The following is a 26,152-nucleotide window of genomic DNA, read 5'->3' as shown; positions in this document are numbered from 1 at the left end:
GGCGCGGCCCGGCCGCCGGCGCGTGCGCTCCCTGCCTGCGCGGCCCGGCCTCGCGCAATGCCGGGCGCCGGCGTCGGCACGGTGTGCTGCGAGGTTCCCAAGCCCGTTTCCCGGATCAGCCCATGTCGCATTCCACTTCCGTCGCGGGGCCGCTCGCGCTCTGCATCAACGGCGTGCAGCGCGCCGTCGACGAAGCCGCGCCCGATACGCCGCTGCTCTACGTGCTGCGCAACGATTTCGCGCTGAACGGCCCGAAGTACGGCTGCGGGCTCGGCCAATGCGGCGCCTGCACGGTGCTGATCGACGGGCAGGCGGCGCGCTCGTGCGTGGTGCCCGTCGCCGCGGCGGCCGGGCGGACGGTCACGACGCTCGAAGGGCTCGGCTCGCTCGACGCGCCGCACCCGATCCAGCGGGCGTTCATCGACGAACAGGCGGCGCAGTGCGGCTACTGCCTGAACGGGATGATCATGAGCACGAAGGCGCTGCTCGATCGCAACCCGTCGCCGGACGACGACGCGATTCGCGACGCGCTGCGCTTCAATCTGTGCCGCTGCGGCACGCATCTCGAGATCATCCGGGCGGTGCATCGCGCCGCGCGGTATCTGCGACACGACGATGAACAGTGAACCGACGACGCAGGCGCACGACGCGGGCGACGGCGAGCACGGGCGCCGCGACGACGCGCGGATCGTCGCGCGCGACGAAGCGGACGCGGAGGCGGCCCATCCTGGCGGCGATGCGTCCCGCTATCGGCACGTGCAATATCGATGGCCGACGGACGATCCGGACGCGCGCGCGACGCTCGACGTCGAAACCCGCACCGCGTACGACGGCCGCATGACGACGTGGCGCTATCGCGCGCAGCTCGATCGCGCGTCCGACGAACCGCGTGCACAGCCGGTTGCCGCGAATCGCGCGGACGCGCCGCCGACGTTCGTCTATCGGCACGCGCACGCGTCGGTCGAGATCGAGGATGCTGGCCGCGCGATTCCGCCGCATGCGCACGTGTTCGCGCGCGAGTCGTTCATCGACGAACTGGCCGGCGACATGGGGCGCGATCCGGTCGCGCTGCGTCTCCAGCATCTGGATCCGCGCGACGATGCCGGTCCGCGCGAAGTCATCCGAATGGTCGCGGAGCGGGCGGCATGGGGCGCGCCGGCCGGATCGGCGAACGAACGGCCGTCGTCCCGGCTGCGCGGGCGCGGCTTTGCTTTCGACGGCGCGCTGGCGGCGATGGGTGAGCCGGGCGTCGAGCAGGCCACGTCGGGCAATGACGACGCGCACGCCCCCGCCGTGACCGATGATGGCGCGCCGGCAGGCAAGAACGCGACGGCCGACGGGCAGGCAAGCTGGACCGCGTGGGTCGTCGACCTGGACGTCGACCGCTCGACCGGCGACGTCGCCGTGCGGCGTGTCGTGGCGGGCCAGGGCTCGGGGCAGGCGGGTAGCGCGACGCTGACGGGATTGCCCGCGTCGCAGATCGAGGCGACGATCTCGCGCGTGATGGGCGCGCGCCTGTCCGCACGACCCGCTCATGATGAGGACGGGCACGCGCGGGCGGCCGTCTCGCACGAGCTCGTGGCGACGCGCGACCTCGCGGCAGATGCGCATTCGCTTGCGCTGTCGGCACGGGACGCGCAACGCATCGACGAGGCCGCCGCGCCTGCGGCGGCGGCGATCGCGAACGCGCTGTACGACGCGACCGGCGTCCGGTTTCGGGCGCCGCCGTTCGATGCCGAACGCATCCGTGCCGCGTTGACGCGTGCCGTGCCGGTCGACGCGCGTGAGCGCGCGTCGTCGAAGCCGGCCATGCATTTCGCAACGCCGCGCTGGCGTCGCTGGCTCGGGGGCGGCGGCGTGGTCGGCGGGCTGATCGGCCTTGCGTGCGCGCTGCTGCCCGGCCCCGCGCCAATCGCGCCGGTTGCGGCGGGTGGCGCGGACGGCGCGATGTGGAGCGCGGCGACGCTCGAGCGCGGCCGGCAGATCGCGCTCGCCGGCGATTGCGCGGTATGCCACACCGCGCCGGGTGGCCGGGTCAACGCGGGCGGCCTCGCGCTCGATACGCCGTTCGGCACGATCTACACGACGAACATCACGCCCGATCCGGAAACCGGCATCGGCGCGTGGACGTATTCCGCGTTCGCGCGCGCGATGCGTGAAGGCATCGCGCGCGACGGCACGCATCTCTATCCGGCGTTCCCGTATACGGCGTTTGCGCGCATGAGCGAAGCGGACATGCTGGCGCTGTATGCGTACCTGATGTCGCAGCCGGCGGTGAAGCACACGCCGCCTAACACGAAGCTGCCGTTCCCGCTCGACCAGCGCCGGCTCGTCGCGGGCTGGAACTGGCTGTTCCACGACGCGCAGCCGTTCGCGCCGGCGCAGGATCGCTCGGCGATATGGAATCGCGGCAAGTATCTCGTCGACGGCGCCGGCCATTGCGGCGCATGCCACACGCCGCGCAACGCGCTCGGCGCGGAGAAGGGCGGGCTCGCGTATCTGTCGGGCGGCGTCGCGGAAGGGTGGGCGGCACCGTCGCTGGTCGCGTCGTCGAAGGCGGCGCCCGTGCCGTGGACCGAGGATGCGCTATTCGACTATCTGCGCACCGGTTTTTCGGCGCAGCACGGCGTTGCCGCGGGGCCGATGGCGCCGGTCGTCGCCGGGCTGGCGGCGCTCCCCGAGTCGGACGTGCGCGCGATCGCGCACTACGTCGCGTCGCTGTCGCCGCACGTTGACGCGACGGCAGCCGCTGCCGCGGCTGCTCGTCAGGCGCGCGGCGCGGAGGCGGTAGCGACACTGGGCTTCGAGAACGGTCGCCGCGCGTTCGGCGCCGCGTGTGCGGTATGCCATGCGGAGTCGGGCGGCGTCGGCCATTTCGGCGTGCGACCGTTGATGGGGCTGAATACGAGCGTGAGCCAGGACGCGCCGGACAACCTGTTGCGTGTGCTGCACAACGGCATCGATCATCCGGCGACTGCCGGGCTCGGCTACATGCCGGGTTTCGGCGACGCGTTCGACGACCGGCAAATGGCCGAGCTGGCTGCGTACATCCGCGCGCGCTACGCGCCGGGGCAGCCGGCCTGGCGGGACCTTGAGGCGGCGTCGGCGCGGATTCGCCGGGCGCATCGATGAAAATCGCGCCGTTCGATAACAGGCGCGCGAATATTGTCGCGCTGTCGCGCTCGTCATCGGATGCCTGCGCGATCAGGGGCGGATCATCCGCGATGCGCGTCGCCGATGCGCACCATTGCATGGTCGGGTAGTGAAGCGATTCGCGTCACTCGCGGCATTCCGCCGCTGGACCAGGCCGGCCAGCGTCGGCGGTGATCCGCTCGCCGCGATGGCGCGCATGGCCCTTTCCGACGCGGACGAGCGTGACGTGCGCCATGTGCGTCAGATAACCGACCGACCCGTGCGACGGCACTGCGGGCAGGCAATCGGCAGCGAGCAGCGCGGCGAGTTGCTCGACGACGTCGACGCGCACGCCGGAGTGGCCGTGCGCGTAGTTGTTGATCGCGGCGGCGATGATCGCGCGCGTTTCGGGCGCGCCGATTCGCACGTGACCGGTTCGTGCATTGCGGCCATCTCCCGGACGGCGAGGCAAGGCCGGTCCGTCGCACGGCGGCAAGACTCGTGCTGGTCATGCGACCCATGCAGGACGGGCACGGGCCTGGCCGCCGTGTCGTTCGGTTGATGACGGTCTTCAACAGGCAGCCGGCGAGCTGGCGCACACGTTATTCACAAGGGGCACGATGTTGCCGCTCGTAAACGGCGACGCGCCTTGTTGCTTGATCGACGGATCGGTATATCCCCAACTCGTCACGCCGACCACGGTGTTGCGAGCGGGCGCATTGCCAAAGCTCGTGCCGTTGAGTACCGGTGCCATGCCAAGATTGACAGGCCACGGCCCGCCGCTCGAACCGCCGGTCATCAACGAACCGATGATCGTATTGTTCGAGGAGCCGGAGGCGACGAATCCTTGAGAGTCATTGCGCTGCATGAGGCCGCCGCCGTCAAGCGCAACCGGGTAGCCGAGCTGGTTGATCAGGGTCGTTCCGGACGAAGTAAAGCCATAGCCATTCCAGCCGTAGCCGAACCAGCCGGCACTGTTTCCCGCATACGAGCCTGCTTGCGGGATCAGGACCAGCACGGCCACGTCGTCCTGGCAAATGACGCCCGGCTGGGCACATGGATCCGTGCCGTTGTAGTACGACGTCGTGACGGTCGCGGACGCCACGTTCCAAACGCCATATGGCGCCGTTCCATTGCTATACGCAGGCGTGAACACCCAGTTCGAGTAGAACTGCTGCTGACCGAAATTCGCGACGCAATGCGCGGCCGTGACGACGATTCCCGGCTTGATCAGCGAGGCGGAGCACACGTAGGTTGCCGAGCCGATCTTGAAGAACAGTTTCCCGGCGGCCCGGAACGGGTAGTAATACTGGGTATTGTCGCCGTTGGCGTTGACCCGGTTCGTCGTGAACGGCTGATTCGACGTGCCGAATTCCTGTGGCTCCACGCCCGGTTGACTCGATTCGCTGGCGGGGGCGAGCTGCACTGGCCGCAGCTTGCCGTCGCCGGTGCCGCCGCGTTCAAAGCCCGGATTCCCGGGAAAGCGCGGTGGCCCGGACAGCATCGAATCGGTCAATGAGGCGGGCGCGACACTCGGCCTCGGCAGCGGCATCGGCAGCGCATTCTTGAAATCGATTGCGGTCCTCTGGATTTTCTGTTCCGGCATTGTGATCTGCGTGATATTTCCTTGAATTTTTATTTGCTGCGCGTGAGGGCTTGTCGAAATTAATGAAATTGATGCTATCAAAACAAATTGATGCCCGATCCTGTTCATGTCGATCTCCTGCGATTTTGCAATCCGGCGCTTTGCGTGGGGGCGGCCATGGGTCGAAATTTAAAGGCGGTGCTCAATGTGGGAGCAAGGCTGATGCTTGACGCCGTCGAGGTGCCGTTCCGCGGGAATCTGGTATGCACCCCATTTTGTGATGCGACCAACGCGTGTCGGAAAAAAATGAAAGATGCTGTCGGCGTTATTGGTTTTCGAGTGACGGATGATTTTTTTCTAATGTGTTGTCGTGCGCTCGAGATGTTGCGGGCGAATTATTGGAGTAATTTTTTAATTTGAATTGCCGCTTTATGTTGATTAAGTTTCAATGAATTGATTCTATGGCAGATTTTGCGGTTTGGAGGGATTTAAATGTATGATTGATTTGTTGTGGTCGATTGTATTTTGTTTTGGTTGTGTATCTGGTTTTTAATGATGGTTATTGTTGAGGTTTGTTGATTTGTTTTAATTTTATTGATGGTGGTGCGTATTGTTTGATTGGCCGGCGCGTCGAGGCGGCCGGTTTCGATGGAGGTATTCTGCTTCATGCGTCTCGGACGTCGGCTCGATGCGTCAATCTTCCGGCGCCGGATAAGGCGTGCCGTCCTTGTGCAGGAACCGGCCGTCGACGCTCGGGCTCATCATGTCGACATCGGGGCAGGTGATGACGTCGTCGGGCGAGCGGGACCCGACTTCGAGATAGACAGCCATCTCTCCCGATTTGTTGATCATGTGATGGCCGTTGCCGGCGTTCTTCGGGAACGCCGCACAGTCGCCGGCGCGCAGCACCGTCTCGCCGCCGTCCTCGATCAGCGTCAGCTCGCCGGCAAGGACATACACGAATTCGTCTTCGGCCGTATGCCAATGCCGCTGGCTCGACCAGTTGCCGGGCGGCAGGCGCATCAGGTTGACGCCGAAGTCGGCGAGCCCGCCTGCATCGCCAAGCCGCTGGCGAATGCGCTCGGCGCAGGGGGCATCGAACGGCGGCGGATAGCCGGAGCCTTTGCGCGCCGGGACGTTGGCGACATGGATTTTCGGCATGGGCGGCTCCTCGATGTCACGCGGGCAACGCGTCTGGCGTCGATTGTAGGCGGTCCCCAGCCCCGCATCCCATCGGGCCGTCAGGCCGGCCCCATGATTCGGGTGCCGAGCGAGATTCCGAGATCGGAAAGCGAGCGATTGATCTGCTGCTGATCGCGCTCCCAGCGCGCCAACGCGGATTCGAATGCCGGCCCGTGCGCAATCTCGCGCAGCGCGTCGGCCAGCCCGACCGCGTTGTCCGCCGCCTTGGCGACGCCTGCCGCCGTGTGCGGCCGGACGAGGCACGCGGCATCGCCGAGCAGCACCGCTCGGCCGAACACCATCCTGTCGACCGCCAGATCCTGGATCGCCTGCGCGAACGGCGCGCGCGTTGCGTCGACGAGCGCCGCGAGCGTCGGCGCGAGCAGCCGGCGGGCCGCATCGACGAGTTCGAGCCGGTTGTCGTCGCGCATCGCGCCGGGCGGCAGCGAACCGTCGCGCTGCGTGCCGTCCTGCGCGAGAAACAGCGCCGGCAGCCGGTCGCGCGCGAGACGCCGGTACCAGACCCAGTTCACTCGCCGCTTGCCGGGCTCGACGGCGCCGTCGCGGCCGGGCACCAGATAGGTCAGGAACAGGTGCGCGTCGCCTTGCTGGAACGTGAAGCGGTCGCGCAGCACGCGCAGCACCGGGTCGGGCAGTTCGTGTTCGTCGACGAGCCCGCGCCATGCGACGTAACCGGCGTAGTCGGGCTGGGCGTCGGGCAGCAGCTGTGCACGCACGCGGGAGCGGCCGCCATCGGCGCCGACGAGCAGATCCGCCTGCTCGGTGCGGCCGCTCGCGAAGCGCGCGATCACCCGCGCGTCATCCTGCTCGAGCCGCTCGAACGATTCGCCTGCATGGAGGGCATCCGCGGGCAGTGCGCGCTTGAGCGCCGTATAGATCACATTCCACGCGGTCTGAGTCTGCGGCATGTGAAAGCGCTGCACGATCCGGTCGTGTTCGTCGAGATAGATCCGGTCGATCGAATCGACGCCCGCGTCGCGTGGCACCGGCACGCGCCCGTACGCGAAAGCTCGGAGGATCGGCGGCTGCAGCACGACGCCGCCGCCGCGGCTGTCGAGTTCCCCCGTCGATTGCTCGAACACGGCGACGCGCCAGCCGGCCGCGCGCAACGCGGTCGCCGTGAAGAGCCCGCCCACCGATCCGCCGATCACGATTGCTCGCGGTCCCGTCGTGTCGCTCATGGTTCAACGCTCCTGTCAAAGCTCGTTTCCGGAAAGCTGTGCAGCGGGACCACGGCGGGGCCGCTGCCGCCATCGAGGTCATGCCGGCGGATGGATGCCGTTCGCGATGACGGCGTGATGGACGATTGCAGGCGTCGCGGTAATCATGGGGCGTTCCCGGTCCGGTCCGGTTCGGGAACGCCGCCGGTGCGACGACGCGAAGACTATTCGAGCATAGGCGAACCCATCCGCGCGGTCGCATGAATTGTTCTGAAAGCGGTTGATGCGTGGCCCCGTTTTGGCCGTGCCGGACGCTCCGCAACGATCAAGTTGTCGTCAGGTTCACGGCAACCTCGCATGGCCAGCGTGGGCGGCGCGCCGCGCGTCAGGCCCGCTTGCGCCGCGCGCCGGCCGTGCCGCCGGCGAGCTGCTTCAGCGCCGCCGGCGTGCCGTGCAGGAACGCGTCGATCTGCCGCGCGATCTCGGCGTCGAGGTCGTCGGGCACCGGCAGTCCATATACCCACTTCCTGACGCCCAGGTAGAAGATGCTCGCGTGCAGGCTCCAGATCAGCTCGATTTCCGCGTCGCGCTGGGCCGCCGATGCGGGCGTCGCGATGTCGTACGCATGCCGCAGCTCGCGCAGCACGGGCAGGAACACGCGCTCCTTGAGCCGGGACAGGTAATGCGTATTGAAGCCTTCGCGGCTGAGCCCCGCGAAGATGAACGTGCGGATCCATTCGCGCCGCAGGATCGTGTGCGAATACGAACGGTAGAAGGCGACGAGCCGTTCCTGCAGCGGCACCGAGCGGTCGGCGATCAGCTTTTCCCAGTCGGGATTCCACGTGTAGATTTCGTCGTACACGCGATCGATCAGCGCTTCCTTGCTCGGGAAATAGCGATACAGCAGCGGCTGCGTGACGCCGATCTGCCGCGCGAGCTCGCGCGTGCTGCCGGAGAAGCCGTGGGTGGCGAAGTACTCGACCGCCTTCTCGACGATCTGCCGCTCGCGCGCCTCGGGCGCGAGCCTGCGTGCGGGCGCGGCGGGGTGGCCGGGGGTGTCCGCTTCCCGCTTGCGGGACGGCGTGCTGCGCTTGCGTTCGCTCATTCATGGGCTCCGGATAGCGGCCATTGTTAACCGGTCGATCGAAAAATGGCAAGGCGCGGGACTTGCGGCGAGGCGCGTGAGCCGGGGCGGCCGCGTCTTAAGAAAAATTCAGCTCGCCGCCATGACTTTAAGATCGGCTTTCCTTAGTCTGCTCCCCGATTGCCGTGCCTGCCGGCATCGTGCCGCATGTGGCTCGACGCGCGGGCCGGCGTGAACGGAGCGGACCATGGCTTATCTGATCTCGTTGGGCGCCGGCCTCGTCGTCGGCCTGCTGTATTCCCTCGCGCGCGTGCAATCGCCCGCGCCGCCGCTGATTGCGCTGATGGGGCTGCTCGGCATCGTGCTCGGCGAGCACGCGATTCCGTTCGTGCAGGCGCAGCTTCGTCCGCCGGCCGTGCAGGCGCAGGCGCTGCATGCCGACGCGAACCGCCAGGACACCGCGTGCAGCCGCGACAAATAGGCTCGGCCGAGCCGCCGCCCGCCGCGGCGGTCGACCACGTGCGCGGCGAGGACACGTTCCTCGCGTCGATCGCCGGCTACGTCGACACGCTCGGCTTCGTCGCGCTGTTCGGTCTTTTCACCGCGCACGTCACCGGCAATTTCATCCTGATCGGTTCGGGTCTCGCGGGCGCCGGGCACGGTCTCGCGATCAAGTGGCTCGCGTTTCCTGCGTTCATGGCGGGCATCGTCGGCGCGCGCGTGCTGGATCACCGGATGAGCAGGCAAGGTCACGGCGCGCGCGCCCGTGCGCTGTATGCGCTGCAGGCCGTGCTGCTGGCCGCGTTCATGCTGGTGGGCGCATGGTCGTCGCCGATCGGCGACGCGGATGCGCCGCTGACGATCGCGTGCGGCCTGCTCGGCGCGGCGGCGATGGGCGTGCAGAACGCGCACGGACGGCTTGCGGCCCGCTCGGTCGTCGCGCACACCGTGATGACGGGCAACGTCACGCAGGCCGTCATCGATGCATTCGACTGGCTCGCGCCGCTCGCCGCGCCGGCCGAGCGCGCCGCCGCCCGCGCCAGGCTGCGCCGAACGCTCCCGCCCGTCGCCGGCTTTGCGCTCGGTGCCGGCGCGGGCGCGGCAGGCTATCTGCTTGCGTCGTTCTGGGCGCTGGCGCTGCCGCTCGCGACGCTGTGTTTCCTCGCCTGCCGGTCCGGGCGGCAGGAACCAGGGCCGGCGCGGCACTGAATACCGCGCAGCGTGTTGCTGCGCTCGTTGACCATAAGGAGAGTTGGATGAATCCCGTGAAATTGCGAAGTGCGCTGCGTATCGCGGCCGTGTCGATGGCGTTGCTGGGTGCGGCATCGATCGCGTCGCCGGCGCTGGCCGACGTTACGCATCTGGATACCGCCGGCGCGCACTTGCCGGTCGTGTCGGTCGGCTCGCAGTACTCGACGACGCACGTGTACGTGCCCGGCGAGCAGATCGACAAGTTCGTGGACAGCTTCATTGCGACGTTCGGCGGCAAGGTGTCGCAGCGGGCCGTCTTCACCGTGACGCCGACGCCGAGCAAGACGGCGTCGCAGTACGTGCAGACGCCGGTCGGGATGCTGTCGGTATTCGCGTTCGAGACGCCCGTGCCCTATCCGTTCGGCAGCGAACGCACCGGCTATCTGGTGAGCGACATCGATCAGGCCGTGCGCGCGGCGCGCGCCGCGGGCGCGGACGTGATCGTCGACACGTTCGACGACCCGATCGGCAAGGATGCGGTGATCCAGTGGCCGGGCGGTCTCACGATGCAGCTGTACTGGCACACGAAGGCGCCGTCGTATGCGCCGCTCGCGATGGTGCCCGACAATCGCGTGTATGTGTCGCCGTACATGGCCAACAACTTCATCAAGCGTTTCGTGCGCTTCTCGCACGGGACCGTCGTCTCCGACAACCGCCATGCGGACGGCGCCGAAATCGGCCGCCCCGGCGACACGATCCGGCGCGTGCGGATCCGCTCCGGCTTCGGCAACATGCTCGTGTTCGTCACCGACGGACGCCTGCCTTACCCGTACGGCCGCGAGGTGACCGGCTATCAGGTCGCTGATCTCGACGCGACGCTCGCGAAGGCGCGCGGCGCCGGTGTGAAGGTGCTGTCGGACCCGAATGCGACGGCGGAAGGTCGCACGGCGATGGTCGAGTTTCCGGGCGGCTACGTCGCCGAGATCCACGAGCAGACGAAGTGACGGCGCGCCGCCCGATGCCGCGCGTATGCCGGGAGGTGCTGTCGGGCGGCGTGCTGGCGGGCAGCCTCCTGATTCAATGCAGCGGCGCGTTCGGCGCGGAGGGCGCGAGCGCGCCCGACGCGGCAGCGGTTCCCGCGTGCGCGACGAAACGGCCTGCCGCGATGTTCAACCGCTGGCAGGAGGACTGGTCGGCGCTCGCGGACCCGTGCGTGCCGCGCAAGCCTGTCGACGCGCTGAAGTATCTGCCGTTGGGCGGCGACCCGTCCACCTACCTGTCGCTCGGCGCGAACCTGCGCGAGCGCTTCGAGCTGAACCACGCGCCGCTGTTCGGCCTCGGTTCCGCGCGCGGCGACGACTACGTGATCCAGCGCGCGGAAATGCACGCTGACCTGCGCTACCGCGGGCATGTCCAGGCGTTCTTCCAGTTCGTCGACGCGCGACCGTTCGGCAAGGATGCGGTCGGGCCCGTCGACCGGAACACGCTCGACATCGAGCAGGCGTTCGTCGCGTATGTCGATCAGGTCGGCGCCGGCACGTTCAAGGCGCGCGTCGGCCGCCAGGAGATGGCGTTCGACCTGCAGCGCTTCGTGTCGGTGCGCGACGGCCCGAACGTGCGCCAGGCGTTCGACGCGATCTGGGCCGACTATGAAATCGGCAAGTGGCGCCTGATCGGCTACGTGACGCGACCCGTGCAGTACCGGAATGCGGCGCCGTTCGACGACGTGTCGAACCGGCACCTGCGATTCGACGGCGTGCGGATCGAACGGGCGGGGACGGGGCCGGGCGACCTGTCGGCCTACTGGTCCCGCTACACGCGCGACAACGCGCGCTTCGGCAACGCGGCCGGCACCGAGCGGCGCGACGTGTTCGACGTGCGCTACGCGGGGAAGTCGCATCAGTTCGACTGGGACGCGGAGACGATGATCCAGACCGGGCGCGTCGGCCAGGACACGATCGGCGCGTGGGCGTTCGGCCTGCTGGGCGGCTATACGTTCGCGTCGGCGGCCGGCTCGCCGCGCATCGGCATCCAGGTCGACGGCGCATCGGGCGACTCGCATCCCGGCGACGGCCGGGTGGGCACCTTCAATCCGCTGTTTCCGAACGGCTACTACTTCACGCTCGCCGGCTACACGGGCTACAGCAACCTGATCCACGTGAAGCCGTCGCTGACGTTCAAGGCCACGCCGTCGGTCACGCTGCTCACGGCCGTCGGGCTCCAGTGGCGCGCGACCACGGCCGATGCGGTCTACGGGCAAGGGATGACGGCCGTGCCCGGCACGGCCGGAAAGGGCACGGCGTGGACCGGGATGTACGCGCAGCTGCGGGCGGACTGGCTCGTCAACGCGAACGTCGCGCTGGCCGTCGAGGCCGTTCATTTCCAGGTCGGCAGCTCGCTTCGCGCGCTCGGCGCGCGCAACGCCGATTATCTTGGCGTCGAGGCGAAATTCGGCTGGTGACGCGGGCCGGCCGGGCGTGATGCGCGGCGCGTCAGCCCGGCGCGCCGGCGAGCGGCGCGATGAAGTCGATGAACGCGCTCACGCGCTTCGAGCCGCGCTGGTTCGGCAGATAGAGCGCGGTGATGACCGAGCGCGCCGCGTCGGGCGTCACGTCGTAACGCTCGAACAGTTTCCGCAGCCGGCCCGCCTGAATGTCCGCGTCGACGAGCCAGTCGGGCAGCAGCGCGATGCCGGCGCCGTCGAGCGCGGCGTCGCGCAGCACTTCGCTGTGGTTCGACTTGAGGCGGCCTGTCACGATCACCTTCGTTGTCTCGTGCGCGTGCGCAAACGTCCAGACCTGCTGGTCGCCGCCGAAGTGAAAGCGCAGGCACGCGTGATCGACGAGTTCGCCCGGCGTGGCCGGCGTGCCGTGTGCGTCCAGGTAGTCGTGGCTCGCGACGACGTAGCGCCGGAACGTGCCGAGGCGCCGTGCGACGACGTCCGCCGCGGGCGCCGCTTCGCCGAGCCGGATCGCGACGTCGATCCTGTCGAGCACGAGGTCGACGCGCTGGTCGGTGAGCTGCATGTCCAGGTCGAGCTTCGGATGGCGCGCGAGGAACGCCGAGACGTGCGGCGCGATGCGGCGGATACCGTAGGCGACGGGCACCGACACGCGCAGCGGCCCGGACGGCTCGTCGCCGCGGTCGGCGACGAGCGAGTCGGCGTCGGCCAGATCTTCGAGCAGTTGCTTCGCCCGCGCGTAATACAGCGCGCCGGCGTCGGACAGCGTCACCTGCCGGGTCGTGCGGTTCAGCAGCACGGTGCCGAGCGAGGCCTCGAGCGCGTCCACCGCCCGCACGACGGACGACGCCGCGAGATCGAGGCGCCGTCCCGCGCTCGAGAAGCCGCCGGATTCCGCCACTTCCACGAATGCGCGCAGCGCGGAAAACTTGTCCATGTCGTCGCCTTTGTTCCTGTCGCAATGTTGCGTTGCATGCCGTTCGCATTCTATCGTCGGGCCGAGGGCGCTATCGTGTCATGTGGAAATGCACAGGAGATTGCGATGAATAAGCTCGATGTGACGGTGACCTACGATCTCGTCTGTCCGTGGTGCTGGATTGCCGAGCGCAGGCTGACCGAGGTCGTCGCCGAAGCCGGTCTGGCCGACGCGGTGAGCGTCCGTTTCGTTCCGTTCGAACTGAACCCGTCGATGCCCGCCGGCGGGATGGACCGCAAGGCCTACCGGAGCGCGAAGTTCGGGAGCTGGGCGCGTTCGCAGGCGCTCGACGCGCAGGTCGCGGAAGCCGGCCGCGCCGCTGGCCTCGCGTTCAACCACGCGCGGATCGCGCGCACGCCGAATACGCGGCTTGCGCATCGGCTCGTCTGGTTCGCGCAACGGCACGGCAACGCGACTGCGCTTGTCGATGCGCTGTTCGCCGCGTATTTCCGCGACGGACGCGATATCGGCGAGGCGGACGTGCTCGTTGATCTCGCCGCCGGCGTCGGCATGGGCGGCGATGCCGTTCGCGCGTTCCTGGCGTCGGACGAGGGCGTCGACGCCGTGCGCGCACTCGAGGCCGACGCGCTGCGCGACGGCATCGCGTCCGTGCCGTCCACCCGGATCGGCACGGTCGTGATCAGCGGCGCGCAGCCCGCCGCGGTGTTCCGCGATGCGCTGACCGCCGCGCGCGGCGCGCCGGGCCAGGCCGCCTGATGCGCGGGCCGGGTCGGTCCGGGCCGGCGGTTCAGAACGATTCATGTCCGGATCAGGATTTTCGGGTCGAGGCGGACTAACCTGGATATCGCGATGTCGCGCGATCGCATCCGACGCGCGACATCGCGCAACGAGGACGAGCCCATGATCGACCATCCCGCGCAAGCCTTGCCGGACGACGCCGCGTCAGCGGAGCCGGACGCGCCGTATTCGTCGCTCGAATTCCGGCGGCACCAGATGTTTCCGCGCCTGTCGTCGGCGGAGATCAGCAGCCTCCGGCGTTTCGCGCGGCCGATGGCGTTCGCGGCCGGCGAGCACATTTTCCGAACGGGCCGCGTCGCGCCGGGGCTGTTCGTGCTGCTGCGCGGCAAGGCCCGGATCTGCACGCACGATCGCCTCGGGCGCTCGACGCTTGTCGTCGAGCATGAGGCCGGGAATTTCATGGCCGAGATCGCGCAGTTGTCCGGCAAGCCGTCGCTGGTCGACGGCATCGCGTTGACGGATTGCGACACGCTCCTCGTCGAGCCCGAGCCGCTGCGCGCGCTGATCGTCGCGGATGCGCTGCTCGGCGAGCACATCATGCGCGCGCTGATCCTGCGTCGCGTCGGCCTGATCGAGAAGGGGCTCGGGCCGATCATCGTCGGCGACGGCGCGGACGGACGGCTCGTCAACCTGCAGGGCTTCCTGCGCCGCAACGCGTATCCGGCGACCGTGCTCGACGTGCGTCACGACGGCGACGCGGCTGCGCTGCTGTCCGGCATCGCGGCAGGGCCCGCGGATTTACCGCTCGTGTTCTGTCCGGACGGCTCGGTGCTGCGCGCGCCCGACGAGGCGCAACTGGCCACCTGTCTCGGGCTCGTGCCGTCGTTCGAGCCCACCCGCGTGTACGACGTCGCGATCGTCGGCGCCGGCCCGGCCGGCCTCGCGGCGGCCGTCTATGCGGCGACCGAGGGCCTCTCCGTCGCGGTGTTCGACTTGCGCGCGCCGGGCGGGCAGGCCGGCGCGAGCGCGCGCATCGAGAACTATCTCGGTTTTCCGACCGGCATCTCGGGACAGGCGCTCGCGGCGCGCGCGTTCCAGCAGGCGTTGAAGTTCGGCGCGCATCTGGCGATTCCGGTGAAGGTCGACAGCGTGCAACGGCTGCCCACGCATTTCGCGCTCGCGCTGTCCGACGGGCAGCAGGTCGGCGCACGCACCGTGGTGCTCGCGAGCGGCGCCGCGTATCGCCGGCCGCCGGTGCCGGATCTCGCGCATTACGAGGGGCGGGGCGCGTACTACTGGGCGTCGCCGATCGAGGCGAAGCTGGTGAAAGGGCAGGACGTCGTGCTGATCGGCGGCGGCAACTCGGCCGGCCAGGCGGTGGTGTTCCTCGCCAATTTCGCGCGCAGCATCCGCGTGCTGATTCGCGGCGACGATCTCGGCGCGAGCATGTCGCGCTATCTGGTCGACCGGATCGGCGCGCTGCTGAACGTCCAGGTTTGCCGGCGCTGCACGCTCGAGGCGCTCGTCGGCGACGCATGCGGGCTGGCCGGCGTCCGGGTCCGTCGCGGCGACGCGGTCGAAACGATCGCGACGCGCCACCTGTTCCTGTTCATCGGCGCCGACCCGAAGACCGACTGGCTTGCGTCGAGCGGCGTCGAACTCGACGATCGCGGCTTCGTGCTGACCGGCATCGCGCGCGACGAAGGCCGGCTGCCGCTCGAAACCAGCGTGGCGGGAATGTTCGCGATCGGCGATGTGCGCTCCGGATCGGCCAAGCGCGTGGCATCCGCGGTCGGCGACGGCGCGGCCGTCGTCGGCCAGATCCACGCGACGCTCGCACGCGTTGCTGCCGACATGGGCCGCGCGTGATCCGGGCGTCGCGCCGGCAGCGGCGCGTCAGCGCGACACGCCGCGGCGCCACGCGCCGGGCGAGTGTCCGAGCACCTTGACGAACACGCGGCTCAGATGGCTCTGGTCCGCGAATCCGCATGTCGCGGCAATATCCGCGAGCGACATGTCCGTCGTCTCGAGCAATGCTCTCGCCTGCACGACGCGCTGTTCGAGCAGCCACTGGTGCGGCGTGCGTCCCGTCGTCCGCGAGAACGCGCGGATGAAGTAGCCGCGCGACAGGTCGCATTCGCTCGCGACTTCCGCGATCGACACGCCGAGGCTGGCCTTTTCCATCAGGAGTTCCTTTGCGCGCGCCGTCTTCGCCGGCGACAGCACGCCCTTGCGATGCAGGTCGCACTCGAGCGCGTTGCCGTAGCGCCGCACGAGGTGCGAGCCGATCGCAAGCCCCATCTGCTCGACGAACAGCGTCGTCAGCGGGCCCGGCTCGTCGAGACTGTCAGCGACCGCATGCGCGAGATGGCCGAGCACCGGGTCGCGCTGCTCGATCGCGCAGGTCAGGCCGCCGATGAGCGTGTCGCCGTAATCCTCGCCGAGCCGGTCGAGGTAGGGGCGCGACACTTCCACGAGCACGAAGTCGAATTTGCCGTACAGGTCGGCGCGAAAGTCGTCGGAAAAATCCCGGATGTAGATCGTGTCGTGCTGGAACCTCCGGTCGGATTTTCTTGCGCCGCGGAAGATCGTGCGGTGGTGCCCGCCGTTCAACGAAATGCCGATCAGGAAGCCACGATCGCAGGCCGGCATCACGATGCGCTCGAACTGCGCGTCGCGCATGCATTTGCGGTAGAGCGTCAGGCCGCCGGCATGTCTTTCGATATCCTTACATAACATGCTCGGCGCGCATCCGAGCGTGTCTTTCGACGGCGGCGCGGGAGGCGCGATAACGGGCTGAGGCATGATGGAAGATCCCTGTAAGGTGCTTGGGGCACGAATAATTCGTTTGCAGTTTATACGGGCCACGTGACCAGCCCAAGATGTATTGAACGAATTTCCGCTCACCGGCTGGTGAATTGCTCCGGCGCCGGGGGGGCGAGCCGCGCGCGCCAGGCGGGTTGCCGCGCCGTTCGCCCGCGCGCGGGAACGGTTTCGCGGCCGGTGTCGCCACGCCATTTCAGCGCATTTTCCTTCAAGACGCGCATTTATACCGTGTTTACACTCGGGGCCATTCATTGTTTATCGCGCGTCGGGCTTGCGAGGGGCCGGGCGCCGACTTTCGGCCTCGTGAACCGCTGCGTTCGCATGGCCGCCATCAAGCTGGACCCGGAGGCAGCCATGATCCAGATCGGGATATTGTCGGTCGACTTCGAGCAGCGGAACATCCGCCGGCAAGGCCTATCGATGCGTGTCGGCGCGCGCGCGTTCGACATTCTTGAGGTGCTGCACCGGGCGAACGGCTCCGTCGTATCGAAGGACGACATCATGGACGCCGTCTGGCCGGGCACGATCGTCGAGGAGAACCGGCTGCAGGTTCATGTCGCTGCCTTGCGCAAGCTGCTCGGCGCGAGCCGCGACCTGATCAAGACCGTGCCGGGCCGAGGCTACCTGCTGGTTGCCGGCCAGACTGGCGGCGTTCGCGACCGGCAGCCGGACGAGCCGCCTGCGCCCGGCGCCGATCCGCCGGCGCACGCGGCAACGCTCATCGGGCGGCAGACCGAGATTGCGCAGATCATCGACATGCTCGACCGGACGCCGGTCGTCACGCTGGTCGGCGCCGGCGGCATCGGCAAGACGAGCCTCGCGGTCCAGGTCGCGCACGACATCCGCAGCCGTTCCCGGGACGCCGTCCATGTCGTCGAACTGGCGCGCGCGTCGACGCGCGAAGACGTGTTGCGCACGCTGGCGGACGCCCTCGGACTGGCGACTGGCGATGCGTGCGCGGTCGACGGCCTCGCCGATGCGCTCGCCGCGTCGCCGTGTCTGCTGGTGCTCGACAACGCCGAGCACGTGATCGACCTCGTCGCAAGCCTCGTGGAGGCGCTTGCCGCGCGCACCGATACGCTGCGCGTGCTGGTGACGAGCCGCGAGCCGCTGCACATCTCGGCCGAATGCGTGTTTCGCGTCAACCCGCTCGCCGTGCCCGGCAGCGATGCGTCCGTCGACGAGATCTCCGGCTGTTCCGCCGTCGCGCTGTTCCTGTGCCGTATCCGCGCGGCGATGGCCGATTGCGTGGTCGACGAAGGCGGCATCCGGCTGATCGGCGACATCTGCCGGCGACTCGACGGCCTGCCGCTCGCGATCGAGCTCGCGGCCGCGCGCGTCGCGACGCTGGGCGTCGAAGGCGTCGCATCTCGTCTCGACGATCGCCTGAACCTGCTGACGGGCGGGCTGCGGTCCGCGCTGCCGCGCCATCAGGCGCTGCGAGCGACCTTCGACTGGAGCTACGTGCTGCTGGATCCGCCCGCGCGGGCGCTGTTTCGCCGGATGGGATGCTTCATCGGCCCATTTGGGTTCGACGCGGTGCGCGCCGTCGCGATGGAGCCTGGCGCGTCGGTCGCCGAGATGATTTCCGGGCTCGGCGAGCTCGTCGCGAAGTCGCTGCTGACCGTCGAGTTCAGCGGCGCGAACGCGCGGTACCGGCTGACCGAATCGACCCGCGCCTATGCGCTGGAAAAGCTGCGCGACGAGGGCGAGTTCGAGCGCGTCTCCGAGCGCCACGCGCGCCATGAGCGCGAACGGGCCGACGCAGGCGTGTCGGCCGCGCTGGCCGGACCTGAGCCGGACCATCGGCCGTCAACTGCCGGCATGAGCGACGTGCCGGTGTCCGCGAATCCGCAAATCCGCGCGCTCGCGTACGAGCTGCTGGATCCGGCGAAGATGAGCGAATGCCGCGCCGAGGCGAAACGGATGCTGGACGCAATCGACATGGAGCCGCCGGGCGCCGTCGATGCGGAATGCGAAATGCAGTTGCGCGCCGCGTATGCGTCGGCGCTGCTGCATACCGCCGGCGACGTGCATGCAGCCACCGCGATGTGGAATCGGACGCTCGGGCTGGCGCACGCCACGGGTGACGATGCGTTCGAGCAGCGCGCGCTGGCCGGACAGTGGAACACGATGCTCGCGATGTCCGACATTCACGAATCGCTTCGTTATGCGACGCGATTCGAGCGGGCGGCCGAACGCAGCGGCGAGCGCTCGCAGCGGCTGCTCGCGACCGCGATGGTCGCAACCTCGCTGCATTACTTCGGGGAGCACGCGCAGGCGCGCGAGCGGCTGGAAACGGCGACGGCGGGGCTGGCCGACATCGACGGGCCATCGCATGCGGAACGTGCGCTCGGCATCGACGTGGCGACGCTCGGCCGGACGATGCTGACCCGGCTCGTCTGGATGCAGGGCGAGCCGGAACATGCGATGCGGCTTGCCGCGCAGGCGATCGAGTTCGCCCGGCGCAGCCGGTCCGGACTGCCGCTGTGCGTCGTGCTCGGCGCCGCCGCCCTGCCGATTGCGCTGCGCTACGGCGACCACGATGCGATCTCCGACCATCTCGCGACGATGCGCGCGGAGGCCGACGCGAGCGGGTTCGACATCTGGGTGAGTCATGCGGAATGCCTCGCGGGACAATTCGACATCCAGACCGGGCATCCCGGTGCGGGGCTGGCGAGGCTGGAACCCGCGCTGCGGCGCGTCGAAGCGAGCGGATTCCGGCGCCTGCTCGCGCCGCTCGTCGTCGCCTATGCGGAAGGGCTCACGCGAACCGGGCGGGCCGCCGAAGCCGGCTCGAAGCTCGACGCCGCGCTCGCCCGCTGCCGCGCCCGGGGCGAGCACCTGTTCGTGCCCGAACTGCTGCGCGCCAAGGGCCTGGCGACGCTCGAGCGGGCGCGCAATGTCGACGAGGATCTGGCGGTCGCCTATGAAGCGGAAGGGCGTCGTCATCTGCTCACCGCGATCCATACCGCGAACGGGCAGGGGGCCGGCATGTGGGAGCTGCGCGCGACGCTGGATCTGGCCGACCATCTGATCGAACGCGGGCGGATCAACCAGGCTGCGCCGATGATCGCCAACCTGGCCGGGCGCTTCGATCTCCAGTCGCGCGCGTTCGATATTCGCCGGCTGGTGCGGCTCTGCAATTTCGTGCGCGCGGACGACGCGCCGCCGGCGCGGCGGCAGCGTGTGCGGTTCGACAGTGCGCCTGACGCGGCGCCGGCCCGGGCCGGCGCCGCGCAGCAGCCGGCATGAGGCCGCGCCGACTGCGCCGGCATGGACCGGCACGCTCAACGGGAAGATCGATGTCCGCGTCGTCCCGGCGTGCGACGCGCTTGCGCGCGTCGACGCTGGTGCGGACCCAAGCCGGCGCCGGACGTGAGCGGGAGCGTGCCGATGCATGAGACGACGGAACCGGCGCGGATGGCGGACCTCGTCGTCCACAACGGCAAGATCGCGACGCAGGACGACAGGCGCTCGTTCGTCACCGCGCTGGCGATCAAGGACGGCCGGATCCTCGCGGCCGGCGGCGACCACGACGTGATGCGTCATGCGCGAGGCGACACGCCGCGCATCGACCTGCGCGGCCGCACGGTGATCCCGGGCCTGAACGACTCGCACCTGCACGTGATCCGCGGCGGGCTGAGCTTCAACCTGGAGCTGCGCTGGGACGGCGTGCCGTCGCTTGCCGACGCGCTCGACATGCTGCGCCGCCAGGTGGCCCGCACCCCCGCGCCGCAATGGGTGCGCGTCGTCGGCGGATGGAGCGAATTCCAGTTCGTCGAAAAGCGCGGCCCGACGCTTGCCGAACTCAACGCGATCGCGCCCGACACGCCGGTCTTCATCCTGCACCTGTACGACAGCGCGCTGCTCAACGCCGCCGCGCTGCGCGCGATCGGGTGCGGCCGCGATACGCCGGCGCCATCCGGCGGCGAGATCCAGCGCAACCGGCACGGCAGGCCGACCGGGATGCTGATCGCGCGCCCCGACACGGAGATCCTGTATGCGGCGCTCGCGAAGGGGCCGAAGCTCGGCTACGACGACCAGATGAACTCGACGCGGCATTTCATGCGCGAGCTCAACCGCCTCGGCATCACGAGCGCGATCGACGCGGGCGGCGGCTTCCAGGCGTATCCCGACGACTACGCGGTGATCATGGAGCTCGCCAAGCGCGGCGAACTGACGATGCGCATCGCGTACAACCTGTTCACGCAGAACGCGAAGAAAGAGATCGAGGACTTCGCGAAGTGGGTGAAGATGACCAGGCCCGGCGACGGCGACGAGTTCCTGCGCGTGAACGGCGCGGGCGAGATGCTCGTGTTTTCCGCCGCCGACTTCGAGGACTTCCTGGAGCCGCGCCCCGACCTGCCCGCATCGCTCGAAGAAGAGCTGACCGCGGTCGTGCGGCTGCTCGTGCAGCACCGCTGGCCGTTCCGCCTGCACGCGACCTATGACGAGTCGATCAGCCGCTTCCTGAACGTATTCGAGGCGGTCAACCGCGAGATCCCGTTCAACGGGCTGCGCTGGTTCTTCGACCACTGCGAGACGATCTCGGAAGCGAACATCGCGCGCATCGCCGCGCTCGGCGGCGGCATCGCGGTGCAGCACCGGATGGCCTACCAGGGCGAGTACTTCATCGCCCGCTACGGCGCGGAGGCCGCCACGCGCACGCCGCCGATCCGCGCGATGCTCGCGGCGGGGCTGCCGGTCGGCGCGGGCACCGACGCGACGCGCGTCGCGAGCTTCAACCCGTTCGTGTCGCTGTACTGGATGGTATCGGGGCGCACGGTGGGCGGCACCGCGCTGTATCCGGAGCGCAACCGGCTCGACCGGATGGAGGCGCTGCGGCGCTACACGGTCGGCAGCGCGTGGTTCTCGAACGAGGAGGATCGCAAGGGCGCGCTGGTGCCGGGCCAGTACGCGGACTTCGCGGCGCTGACGGACGACTACTTCACGGTCGACGAAGCGCAGATCAAGACCTTGTCGTCGGTGCTGACGGTCGTGAACGGCAAGGTCGTGCACGCGGACGAGGAATTCGCGCCGCTGGCGCCGCCGCCGCTGCCGGTCAGCCCGGCGTGGTCGCCGGTGGCCGAATTCGGCGGCCACAGCCGCTACCGGCCCGTCGCGTCGGCCGCCCCGGCGGGGCAGCGCTCATCGGTTCTGCATCAGACAATCATTGGCCATGCCGAGCCGGCATGGAAGGAGACGCGATGAATCCTGCGCCCCCGCGCAACCCGGCAGACCCGGACGAAGTGGCCGGCGTCCGCATCCCGCGCACACCCGTGGCGATCGCCGCCGCCGACGGGGCGCGCGCGTCGTTGCCGGCTGTCGTCGTCGCTCACGCGAGCCGCGTGTTCGTGCTCGCGTCGCTGGCCGCGCGGCGGGAAGGGGACGCGTGCGACGCCGATGCGCTGTATGTCGCGGCGATGTACGCGAACATGGGATTGAGCGCCGCGTATTGCCGGTCGAGCGCGCGCTACGAGCTCGACAGCGCGGACGCCGCGAGCGCGCTGCTGTTGCGCCATCGCGCGCCGCAGCGCGTGCGGGACGACGTCTGGCGCGCGGTGGCGCTGCATACGACGCCGGGCGTGCCGGCCCGCCTGTCGCCGCTCGCGTGCGTGCTGGCGTCGGCGGTGGCGACCGACCTGATGGCGACGGATATCGACGCGTACACGGCGGCCGAGCGTGACGCACTGCTCGCTGCCTATCCGCGCGGGACCGGATTCAGGGAGGCGATGCTCGAGACGATCGCGCGCGGCGTCGCACACCGCCCGGCATCGACATTTGGCACCTGGAGCGCCGACGTGCTCGAACGGGCCGATCCGGACTTCCATCGGCAGAATTTCTGCGGGCGGGTGCTGGGCGCAGGCTGGGAGGACGCGTAAAGGCGAGTGCGCATCGTGCCGCGCATGCATTGCGGCAGCGCGCGCCCGCTCAGGCCGCGCGCCCCGCTTCGGCGTGGCGCGCATAGTCCACGTAGCCCGCATGGTCGCCACCATACCAGCCCGCCGCTTGCGGCGCGGCAAGCGGCGCGTTCGACGCGATGCGCTCGACGAGATCCGGATTCGCGATGAACGCGCGCGCGAACGCGACGAGATCCGCGTCACCTGCCGCGAGCAGCGTGTTCGCGGCGTCGGGCGTGATGCCGCCGTTGACGATCAGCGTGCCGCCGAAGGTCTTGCGCACGTTTTCGACGATGCGCGGCAGGTCGGGTTCGCCGCTCCAGCCGTTGGTATCCGCCGCATGCAGATAGGCGACGCCGGCTTCGTCGAGCATGCGGCCGACATACGCATAGGTCGCATCCGGGTCCGCATCGCGCACGTTGTTGTATTTCGCGTACGGCGAGATGCGCACGCCGACCCGGCTCAACGGCATCACGCCGCCGATCGCGTCGACGATTTCCGCGAGAAAGCGGGCGCGGTTCGCGAGCGTGCCGCCGTAGCGGTCGTCGCGGCGGTTCAGCGTCGACGACAGGAACTGGTGCGGCAGATAGCCGTTGGCCGCATGGATCTCGACGCCGTCGAAGCCGGCCGCCATCGCGTGGGCGGCGCCGCGCCGGAACTCGCCGACGGTTTCGGCCACTTCGTCCGTCGTCATCGCGCGCGACGGCGTCGCGTGGATCTTCGTGTAATACCCGTTCTGCAGCTGGGCCCAGACCTGCAGCTGTTCGAGATCGTCGTTCACGCCGGACGGCGACAGCGGCGCCTGCCCGCCGAGCAGCGTCATCGAGCCGACCCGGCCGCCGTGCCAGAGCTGCGCGAAGATCCGGCCGCCCTGCGCGTGGACCGCTTCGGTGATCTTCTTCCAGCCGGCGACCTGTTCGTCGGTGATCAGGCCCGGCGTGAGTTCGAACGACGCGGAAACCGGGCTCACGGTGGTCGCCTCGGTGACGATCAGGCCGGCCGACGCGCGCTGCGCGTAGTACTGCGCCATGAGCTCGGTCGGCTGGCCGCGGTGCGGCGCGCGCGAGCGGGTCATCGGTCCCATCACGACGCGGTTGGGCAGGGCGAGACCGCGCAGATCGTAATCGCTGAGCAGGGTAGACATGGTGGCATTCCTTTTATCGGGGGCAGGGCCGCGACTTCGTCCGGCAGCGTGCGGCTCAGGCGGCGAGCCCTGCGCAAACATGGAGAAAGACGTGCCGGCAGCGTTTTCGAGCGGGTGTGAATCAGGTCGAACGCACGCGCGAACCGGTGCCGGCCCCGGTTCAGGCTTGAGCGTGACGGCGTGCGTGCGGCCGGCCGATCGCGAGGTAGTGCGCGAGTGCGACGATCGGGAAGGCCGCGGCCGCCGCCGCGACGAGCGGCCAGCCGCCGCGCTCGTACAGCGGGCTCGCGAGCGCCGAGCCGATCGCGCCGCCGACGAAGATGCTCGTCATGTAGAGCGCGTTCAGGCGATTGCGGCTCGCCGCGTGCAGCGCATAGATCTCGCGCTGGCCGAGCACCATGTTCATCTGCACCGCGAAGTCGAGCACGATGCCGGTGACGACGAGACCGTACAGGCCCGCGCCGTGGACCAGCCCCACTGCATACGACAGCGCGCCCGCAACCAGCGCGATCAGCGTTGCGCGCACCGTGTGGCCGGCATCGGCGAGGCGGCCCGCGACCGGCGCCGACGTCGCGCCGATCGCGCCGACGAGGGCGAACAGCGCGACGGCGGTCTGCGACAGCCCGTAGTGACGCATCAGTTCGACCGGCACGGCGGTCCAGAACAGGCTGAACGACGCGAACATCAGCCCCTGGTAGAGCGCGCGGTGGCGCAGCACCGGCATCGTGCGCACGAGATGCAGCAGCGAACCGATCAGCGCGAAATAGGTCGCGCGGTGATCGGGCTGGCGCGACGGGATCGTCAGTGCGAGCACGGCCGTGACGAGCGTCATCAGGACGGCGGCGGCCGCGAACACGAAACGCCAGCCGAACGCGTCGGCGACCACGCTCGAGATCGGGCGGGCGAGCAGGATGCCGAGCAGCAGCCCGCCCATGATCGTGCCGACCACGCGTCCGCGCGCGTGATCCGGCGCGAGATGCGCGGCGAGCGGGATCAGGATCTGCACGGCCACCGAACTGAAGCCGATCAGCAGCGAGATCGCGAGGAACCAGCCCGGCGTGTGCACGACCGCCGCGGCCGCCAGGCTCGCGATCGAGACGACGGCCGTCGTGATCATCAGCTTGCGGTTCTCGAGCAGATCGCCGAGCGGCACGATGAAGAACAGGCCGAGCGCATAGCCGATCTGCGTCAGCGACACGATGAGGCTCGCCGTGTCGCTCGACATGCGCAGGCCGGGCGCGATCAGCTCGGTGATCGGCTGCGCGTAGTACAGGTTGGCGACGATCGCGCCGCAACTGAACGCAAACAGCGCGATGAGCCCTTGCGTGAGCTTCGTGGCGTGACCGCGGCCGTGCGCCGCGGGCGAGGTTGAATCTGCTGACATGGTCGACTCCTTGAATGAGGGATGGCAGGGGCGCCGGCCCATCCGTCTTTCCGGGCATGGCGTTGCGGCTCGCATTGCACGTCCGCCGCATTGCCGACAAGCTTATTGATCGATCGATAATGTCGGAATGCCTGCGCCGCGCAATCGAGCGTTGCGTTTCATGCAAAAGGGGCCGAACGGACGGTCGATCGACGGTGCCGGCCGGTTGACGTGCGCAAGCGGGACTGGGCGTCGCGATCCAGTCTGTCTCGCCGCCACTGAAAAGTCCTAAACACCGCCTTAATTCACTTGAGTGCCGCCAGCGGGTGTCAGCGGCAGGGCAGCACGCGCATTCGCCGCGGGGCGACGGCGGGTTGCCTCGTGTCGATGTCGGGAGGGGCGGGGTTCGACGGGTGTGGTCTCGCGGGGCCCGCGCTCAGCTCCGCTGGCCCTGCAATGTCGGGATCTGCGCGTACAGCCCGGCGAGCCAGTCGACGAACAGCTTCAGCTTGGCCGGGATGTGACGGTTCGGCGGATACAGGATGGAGATCGGCCGCGGCGGCGCGTTGAACGCGGCCAGCACCTCGCGCAGCTCGCCGGAATTCAGATACGGCTCGACCAGATACAGCGACGTCTTGATCAGGCCGATCCCCGCGACGCCGCAGGCGATGTAGGTATCGGCGTCGTTGACCGCGACCTTGCCGCACATCTGCACGACGCGCGTCTCGCCGTCGACGACGAAATCCCAGGTGCGCGGCCGGCCCGTGTCGGCCGACACGTGGCTGACGGCCACATGTTGCGACAGGTCGTCGATGGTGTCGGGTTCGCCGAAGCGTTCGAGGTACGAAGGCGCCGCGCAGGTGCAGGTCGTGAGGCTGCCGATCCGCTTCGCGATCATCCCGGAATCGTCGAGCGCGCCGACCCGCACGACGCAATCGACACCCTCGCCGACGAGGTCGATCTGACGGTCGGTCACGCCGAGTTCGACGCTGATGTCCGGATGGGCGGCGAGAAAGCCGGGCAGCGCGGGCACCACGATCTGCTTGGCCATCGCCGGCGGCAGGTTGACCTTCAGCCGGCCGCGCGGCGCGTTGCGCGCGTGGGACACCGACGCTTCCATGTCGTCGATCTCGCGCAGCACCGCGACGCAGCGCTCGTAATACGAGCGCCCGTCCTCGGTCAGCGAAATGCGCCGGGTCGTGCGGTTCAGCAGCCGGCAGCCGAGATGCTGTTCAAGCGTGCGCAGCAGCGCGGACACGCGCGGCGTCGTGAGGCCCGTCGTGTCCGACGCGCGCGTGAGGCTGCCGGTCTCGACGATGCGTGCGAACACGCGCATCGAAAGAAGTGTATCCATCAGTCGCGAATCTCCAACCCGTGAGTCTTCGGCGCCGGTTCGTGCCGGCGCCTCCTTGTGTGTCCGCGCGT

21 protein-coding genes and 1 pseudogene are annotated in these 26,152 nt (G+C 69.0%); 12 read left to right on the top strand and 10 right to left on the bottom strand.

Features of this window, described 5'->3' with window-relative positions:
- The first annotated feature begins 122 nt into the window (after positions 1 to 122).
- Entirely contained in the window at positions 123 to 626 is a 504-nt protein-coding gene (locus ACFIMZ_RS29555; RefSeq protein WP_431823007.1) for a (2Fe-2S)-binding protein, read from the top strand.
- Positions 616 to 3,132 (top strand): c-type cytochrome, encoded by a 2,517-nt coding sequence (locus ACFIMZ_RS29550; protein WP_431823006.1) that lies wholly within the window; start codon positions 616 to 618, stop codon positions 3,130 to 3,132. The genes ACFIMZ_RS29555 and ACFIMZ_RS29550 overlap by 11 nt, the downstream gene beginning before the upstream one ends.
- A gap of 184 nt (positions 3,133 to 3,316) precedes the next feature.
- On the opposite strand, the pseudogene ACFIMZ_RS29545 reads toward ACFIMZ_RS29550, so the two are convergent.
- Positions 3,317 to 3,553: pseudogene (locus tag ACFIMZ_RS29545) on the bottom strand (aromatic amino acid lyase); the annotation flags it as partial.
- 150 nt (positions 3,554 to 3,703) lie between these two features.
- The gene (locus ACFIMZ_RS29540) at positions 3,704 to 4,846 is read right to left on the bottom strand and encodes a trypsin-like serine peptidase (protein WP_431823005.1); all 1,143 of its coding nucleotides are present in this window, start codon (positions 4,844 to 4,846) and stop codon (positions 3,704 to 3,706) included.
- On the opposite strand from ACFIMZ_RS29540, the gene ACFIMZ_RS29535 reads away from it, so the two are divergent.
- Positions 4,829 to 5,137 (top strand): hypothetical protein, encoded by a 309-nt coding sequence (locus ACFIMZ_RS29535; protein WP_431823004.1) that lies wholly within the window; start codon positions 4,829 to 4,831, stop codon positions 5,135 to 5,137. The two genes, ACFIMZ_RS29540 and ACFIMZ_RS29535, sit on opposite strands and share 18 nt — an antisense overlap.
- A gap of 273 nt (positions 5,138 to 5,410) precedes the next feature.
- Here the strand turns inward: ACFIMZ_RS29535 and ACFIMZ_RS29530 are convergent, their stop codons facing one another.
- From ACFIMZ_RS29530 to ACFIMZ_RS29520, 3 genes are all read right to left on the bottom strand, one after another.
- Positions 5,411 to 5,878, bottom strand: coding sequence for a cupin domain-containing protein (locus ACFIMZ_RS29530; protein WP_431823003.1), 468 nt, complete (start codon positions 5,876 to 5,878; stop codon positions 5,411 to 5,413).
- Positions 5,879 to 5,958: 80 nt separating this feature from the next.
- Positions 5,959 to 7,101, bottom strand: a complete 1,143-nt coding sequence (locus ACFIMZ_RS29525; RefSeq protein WP_431823002.1) for an FAD binding domain-containing protein — start codon at positions 7,099 to 7,101, stop codon at positions 5,959 to 5,961.
- A 364-nt stretch (positions 7,102 to 7,465) separates the two neighbouring features.
- Positions 7,466 to 8,185 (bottom strand): TetR/AcrR family transcriptional regulator, encoded by a 720-nt coding sequence (locus tag ACFIMZ_RS29520; RefSeq protein ID WP_431823001.1) that lies wholly within the window; start codon positions 8,183 to 8,185, stop codon positions 7,466 to 7,468.
- A gap of 226 nt (positions 8,186 to 8,411) precedes the next feature.
- Between ACFIMZ_RS29520 and ACFIMZ_RS29515 the strand changes: the two genes are divergently transcribed.
- Genes ACFIMZ_RS29515 through ACFIMZ_RS29500 form a run of 4 tightly spaced genes read left to right on the top strand, consistent with a single transcriptional unit; the run spans position 8,412 to position 11,816 of the window.
- Positions 8,412 to 8,645: a DUF1427 family protein gene (locus ACFIMZ_RS29515; RefSeq protein WP_431823000.1), complete on the top strand. Its 234-nt coding sequence runs from the start codon at positions 8,412 to 8,414 to the stop codon at positions 8,643 to 8,645.
- Complete coding sequence (locus tag ACFIMZ_RS29510; RefSeq protein ID WP_431822999.1) at positions 8,627 to 9,373, top strand: YoaK family protein; 747 nt, start codon at positions 8,627 to 8,629, stop codon at positions 9,371 to 9,373. Before ACFIMZ_RS29515 ends, ACFIMZ_RS29510 begins: the two co-directional genes overlap by 19 nt.
- 47 nt (positions 9,374 to 9,420) lie before the next feature.
- Positions 9,421 to 10,359 (top strand): VOC family protein, encoded by a 939-nt coding sequence (locus ACFIMZ_RS29505; protein ID WP_431822998.1) that lies wholly within the window; start codon positions 9,421 to 9,423, stop codon positions 10,357 to 10,359.
- 14 nt (positions 10,360 to 10,373) lie between these two features.
- Positions 10,374 to 11,816 (top strand): alginate export family protein, encoded by a 1,443-nt coding sequence (locus tag ACFIMZ_RS29500; protein WP_431825397.1) that lies wholly within the window; start codon positions 10,374 to 10,376, stop codon positions 11,814 to 11,816.
- 31 nt (positions 11,817 to 11,847) lie between these two features.
- On the opposite strand, the gene ACFIMZ_RS29495 is transcribed toward ACFIMZ_RS29500, so the two are convergent.
- Positions 11,848 to 12,753 carry a LysR family transcriptional regulator gene (locus tag ACFIMZ_RS29495; protein WP_431822997.1) on the bottom strand — a complete coding sequence of 302 codons (906 nt, stop codon included), beginning with the start codon at positions 12,751 to 12,753 and terminating at the stop codon, positions 11,848 to 11,850.
- Positions 12,754 to 12,858: 105 nt separating this feature from the next.
- Here ACFIMZ_RS29495 and ACFIMZ_RS29490 point away from each other — a divergent pair, with 105 nt between their 5' ends.
- Positions 12,859 to 13,509, top strand: coding sequence for a DsbA family oxidoreductase (locus ACFIMZ_RS29490; protein ID WP_431822996.1), 651 nt, complete (start codon positions 12,859 to 12,861; stop codon positions 13,507 to 13,509).
- A gap of 144 nt (positions 13,510 to 13,653) precedes the next feature.
- A complete protein-coding gene (locus ACFIMZ_RS29485; protein WP_431822995.1) occupies positions 13,654 to 15,360 on the top strand; it encodes an FAD-dependent oxidoreductase in 1,707 nt (568 codons plus the stop codon).
- A gap of 27 nt (positions 15,361 to 15,387) precedes the next feature.
- On the opposite strand, the gene ACFIMZ_RS29480 is transcribed toward ACFIMZ_RS29485, so the two are convergent.
- Positions 15,388 to 16,296, bottom strand: coding sequence for a helix-turn-helix domain-containing protein (locus ACFIMZ_RS29480; protein WP_431822994.1), 909 nt, complete (start codon positions 16,294 to 16,296; stop codon positions 15,388 to 15,390).
- A gap of 375 nt (positions 16,297 to 16,671) precedes the next feature.
- Here ACFIMZ_RS29480 and ACFIMZ_RS29475 point away from each other — a divergent pair, with 375 nt between their 5' ends.
- The 3 genes from ACFIMZ_RS29475 (at position 16,672) to ACFIMZ_RS29465 (ending at position 22,202) form a co-directional block, all read left to right on the top strand.
- Positions 16,672 to 19,572 carry an ATP-binding protein gene (locus ACFIMZ_RS29475; RefSeq protein ID WP_431825396.1) on the top strand — a complete coding sequence of 967 codons (2,901 nt, stop codon included), beginning with the start codon at positions 16,672 to 16,674 and terminating at the stop codon, positions 19,570 to 19,572.
- Between the two features lie 141 nt (positions 19,573 to 19,713).
- Positions 19,714 to 21,531, top strand: a complete 1,818-nt coding sequence (locus ACFIMZ_RS29470) for an amidohydrolase (protein WP_431822993.1) — start codon at positions 19,714 to 19,716, stop codon at positions 21,529 to 21,531.
- On the top strand, positions 21,528 to 22,202 hold the full coding sequence (locus tag ACFIMZ_RS29465; RefSeq protein WP_431822992.1) for a phosphohydrolase: 675 nt from the start codon (positions 21,528 to 21,530) through the stop codon (positions 22,200 to 22,202). The genes ACFIMZ_RS29470 and ACFIMZ_RS29465 overlap by 4 nt, the downstream gene beginning before the upstream one ends.
- 49 nt (positions 22,203 to 22,251) lie before the next feature.
- On the opposite strand, the gene ACFIMZ_RS29460 is transcribed toward ACFIMZ_RS29465, so the two are convergent.
- From ACFIMZ_RS29460 to ACFIMZ_RS29450, 3 genes are all read right to left on the bottom strand, one after another.
- Positions 22,252 to 23,364 (bottom strand): alkene reductase, encoded by a 1,113-nt coding sequence (locus ACFIMZ_RS29460; RefSeq protein WP_431822991.1) that lies wholly within the window; start codon positions 23,362 to 23,364, stop codon positions 22,252 to 22,254.
- 160 nt (positions 23,365 to 23,524) lie between these two features.
- Positions 23,525 to 24,748: an MFS transporter gene (locus ACFIMZ_RS29455; protein WP_431822990.1), complete on the bottom strand. Its 1,224-nt coding sequence runs from the start codon at positions 24,746 to 24,748 to the stop codon at positions 23,525 to 23,527.
- A 415-nt stretch (positions 24,749 to 25,163) separates the two neighbouring features.
- On the bottom strand, positions 25,164 to 26,081 hold the full coding sequence (locus ACFIMZ_RS29450) for a LysR family transcriptional regulator (protein WP_431822989.1): 918 nt from the start codon (positions 26,079 to 26,081) through the stop codon (positions 25,164 to 25,166).
- Positions 26,082 to 26,152 lie beyond the last annotated feature (71 nt).

Origin of the sequence: Burkholderia sp. F1, assembly GCF_050813845.1 — a bacterium.
Lineage (GTDB): Bacteria > Pseudomonadota > Gammaproteobacteria > Burkholderiales > Burkholderiaceae > Burkholderia > Burkholderia ubonensis.
This window is presented reverse-complemented; position numbering and strand designations above follow the sequence as displayed.

What these genes read in the sequence shown, in the direction of transcription:
- ACFIMZ_RS29535 (WP_431823004.1), top strand. Translation starts at nt 4,829, where the DNA reads ATGCCCGATCCTGTTCATGTCGATCTCCTGCGATTTTGCAATCCGGCG.
- ACFIMZ_RS29475 (WP_431825396.1), top strand. Translation starts at nt 16,672, where the DNA reads ATGATCCAGATCGGGATATTGTCGGTCGACTTCGAGCAGCGGAACATC.
- ACFIMZ_RS29450 (WP_431822989.1), bottom strand. Translation starts at nt 26,081, where the DNA reads ATGGATACACTTCTTTCGATGCGCGTGTTCGCACGCATCGTCGAGACC.
- ACFIMZ_RS29490 (WP_431822996.1), top strand. Translation starts at nt 12,859, where the DNA reads ATGAATAAGCTCGATGTGACGGTGACCTACGATCTCGTCTGTCCGTGG.
- ACFIMZ_RS29540 (WP_431823005.1), bottom strand. Translation starts at nt 4,846, where the DNA reads ATGAACAGGATCGGGCATCAATTTGTTTTGATAGCATCAATTTCATTA.
- ACFIMZ_RS29465 (WP_431822992.1), top strand. Translation starts at nt 21,528, where the DNA reads ATGAATCCTGCGCCCCCGCGCAACCCGGCAGACCCGGACGAAGTGGCC.
- ACFIMZ_RS29485 (WP_431822995.1), top strand. Translation starts at nt 13,654, where the DNA reads ATGATCGACCATCCCGCGCAAGCCTTGCCGGACGACGCCGCGTCAGCG.
- ACFIMZ_RS29505 (WP_431822998.1), top strand. Translation starts at nt 9,421, where the DNA reads ATGAATCCCGTGAAATTGCGAAGTGCGCTGCGTATCGCGGCCGTGTCG.
- ACFIMZ_RS29470 (WP_431822993.1), top strand. Translation starts at nt 19,714, where the DNA reads ATGCATGAGACGACGGAACCGGCGCGGATGGCGGACCTCGTCGTCCAC.
- ACFIMZ_RS29455 (WP_431822990.1), bottom strand. Translation starts at nt 24,748, where the DNA reads ATGTCAGCAGATTCAACCTCGCCCGCGGCGCACGGCCGCGGTCACGCC.
- ACFIMZ_RS29530 (WP_431823003.1), bottom strand. Translation starts at nt 5,878, where the DNA reads ATGCCGAAAATCCATGTCGCCAACGTCCCGGCGCGCAAAGGCTCCGGC.
- ACFIMZ_RS29480 (WP_431822994.1), bottom strand. Translation starts at nt 16,296, where the DNA reads ATGCCTCAGCCCGTTATCGCGCCTCCCGCGCCGCCGTCGAAAGACACG.
- ACFIMZ_RS29555 (WP_431823007.1), top strand. Translation starts at nt 123, where the DNA reads ATGTCGCATTCCACTTCCGTCGCGGGGCCGCTCGCGCTCTGCATCAAC.
- ACFIMZ_RS29550 (WP_431823006.1), top strand. Translation starts at nt 616, where the DNA reads ATGAACAGTGAACCGACGACGCAGGCGCACGACGCGGGCGACGGCGAG.
- ACFIMZ_RS29500 (WP_431825397.1), top strand. Translation starts at nt 10,374, where the DNA reads ATGCCGCGCGTATGCCGGGAGGTGCTGTCGGGCGGCGTGCTGGCGGGC.
- ACFIMZ_RS29495 (WP_431822997.1), bottom strand. Translation starts at nt 12,753, where the DNA reads ATGGACAAGTTTTCCGCGCTGCGCGCATTCGTGGAAGTGGCGGAATCC.
- ACFIMZ_RS29515 (WP_431823000.1), top strand. Translation starts at nt 8,412, where the DNA reads ATGGCTTATCTGATCTCGTTGGGCGCCGGCCTCGTCGTCGGCCTGCTG.
- ACFIMZ_RS29460 (WP_431822991.1), bottom strand. Translation starts at nt 23,364, where the DNA reads ATGTCTACCCTGCTCAGCGATTACGATCTGCGCGGTCTCGCCCTGCCC.
- ACFIMZ_RS29525 (WP_431823002.1), bottom strand. Translation starts at nt 7,101, where the DNA reads ATGAGCGACACGACGGGACCGCGAGCAATCGTGATCGGCGGATCGGTG.
- ACFIMZ_RS29520 (WP_431823001.1), bottom strand. Translation starts at nt 8,185, where the DNA reads ATGAGCGAACGCAAGCGCAGCACGCCGTCCCGCAAGCGGGAAGCGGAC.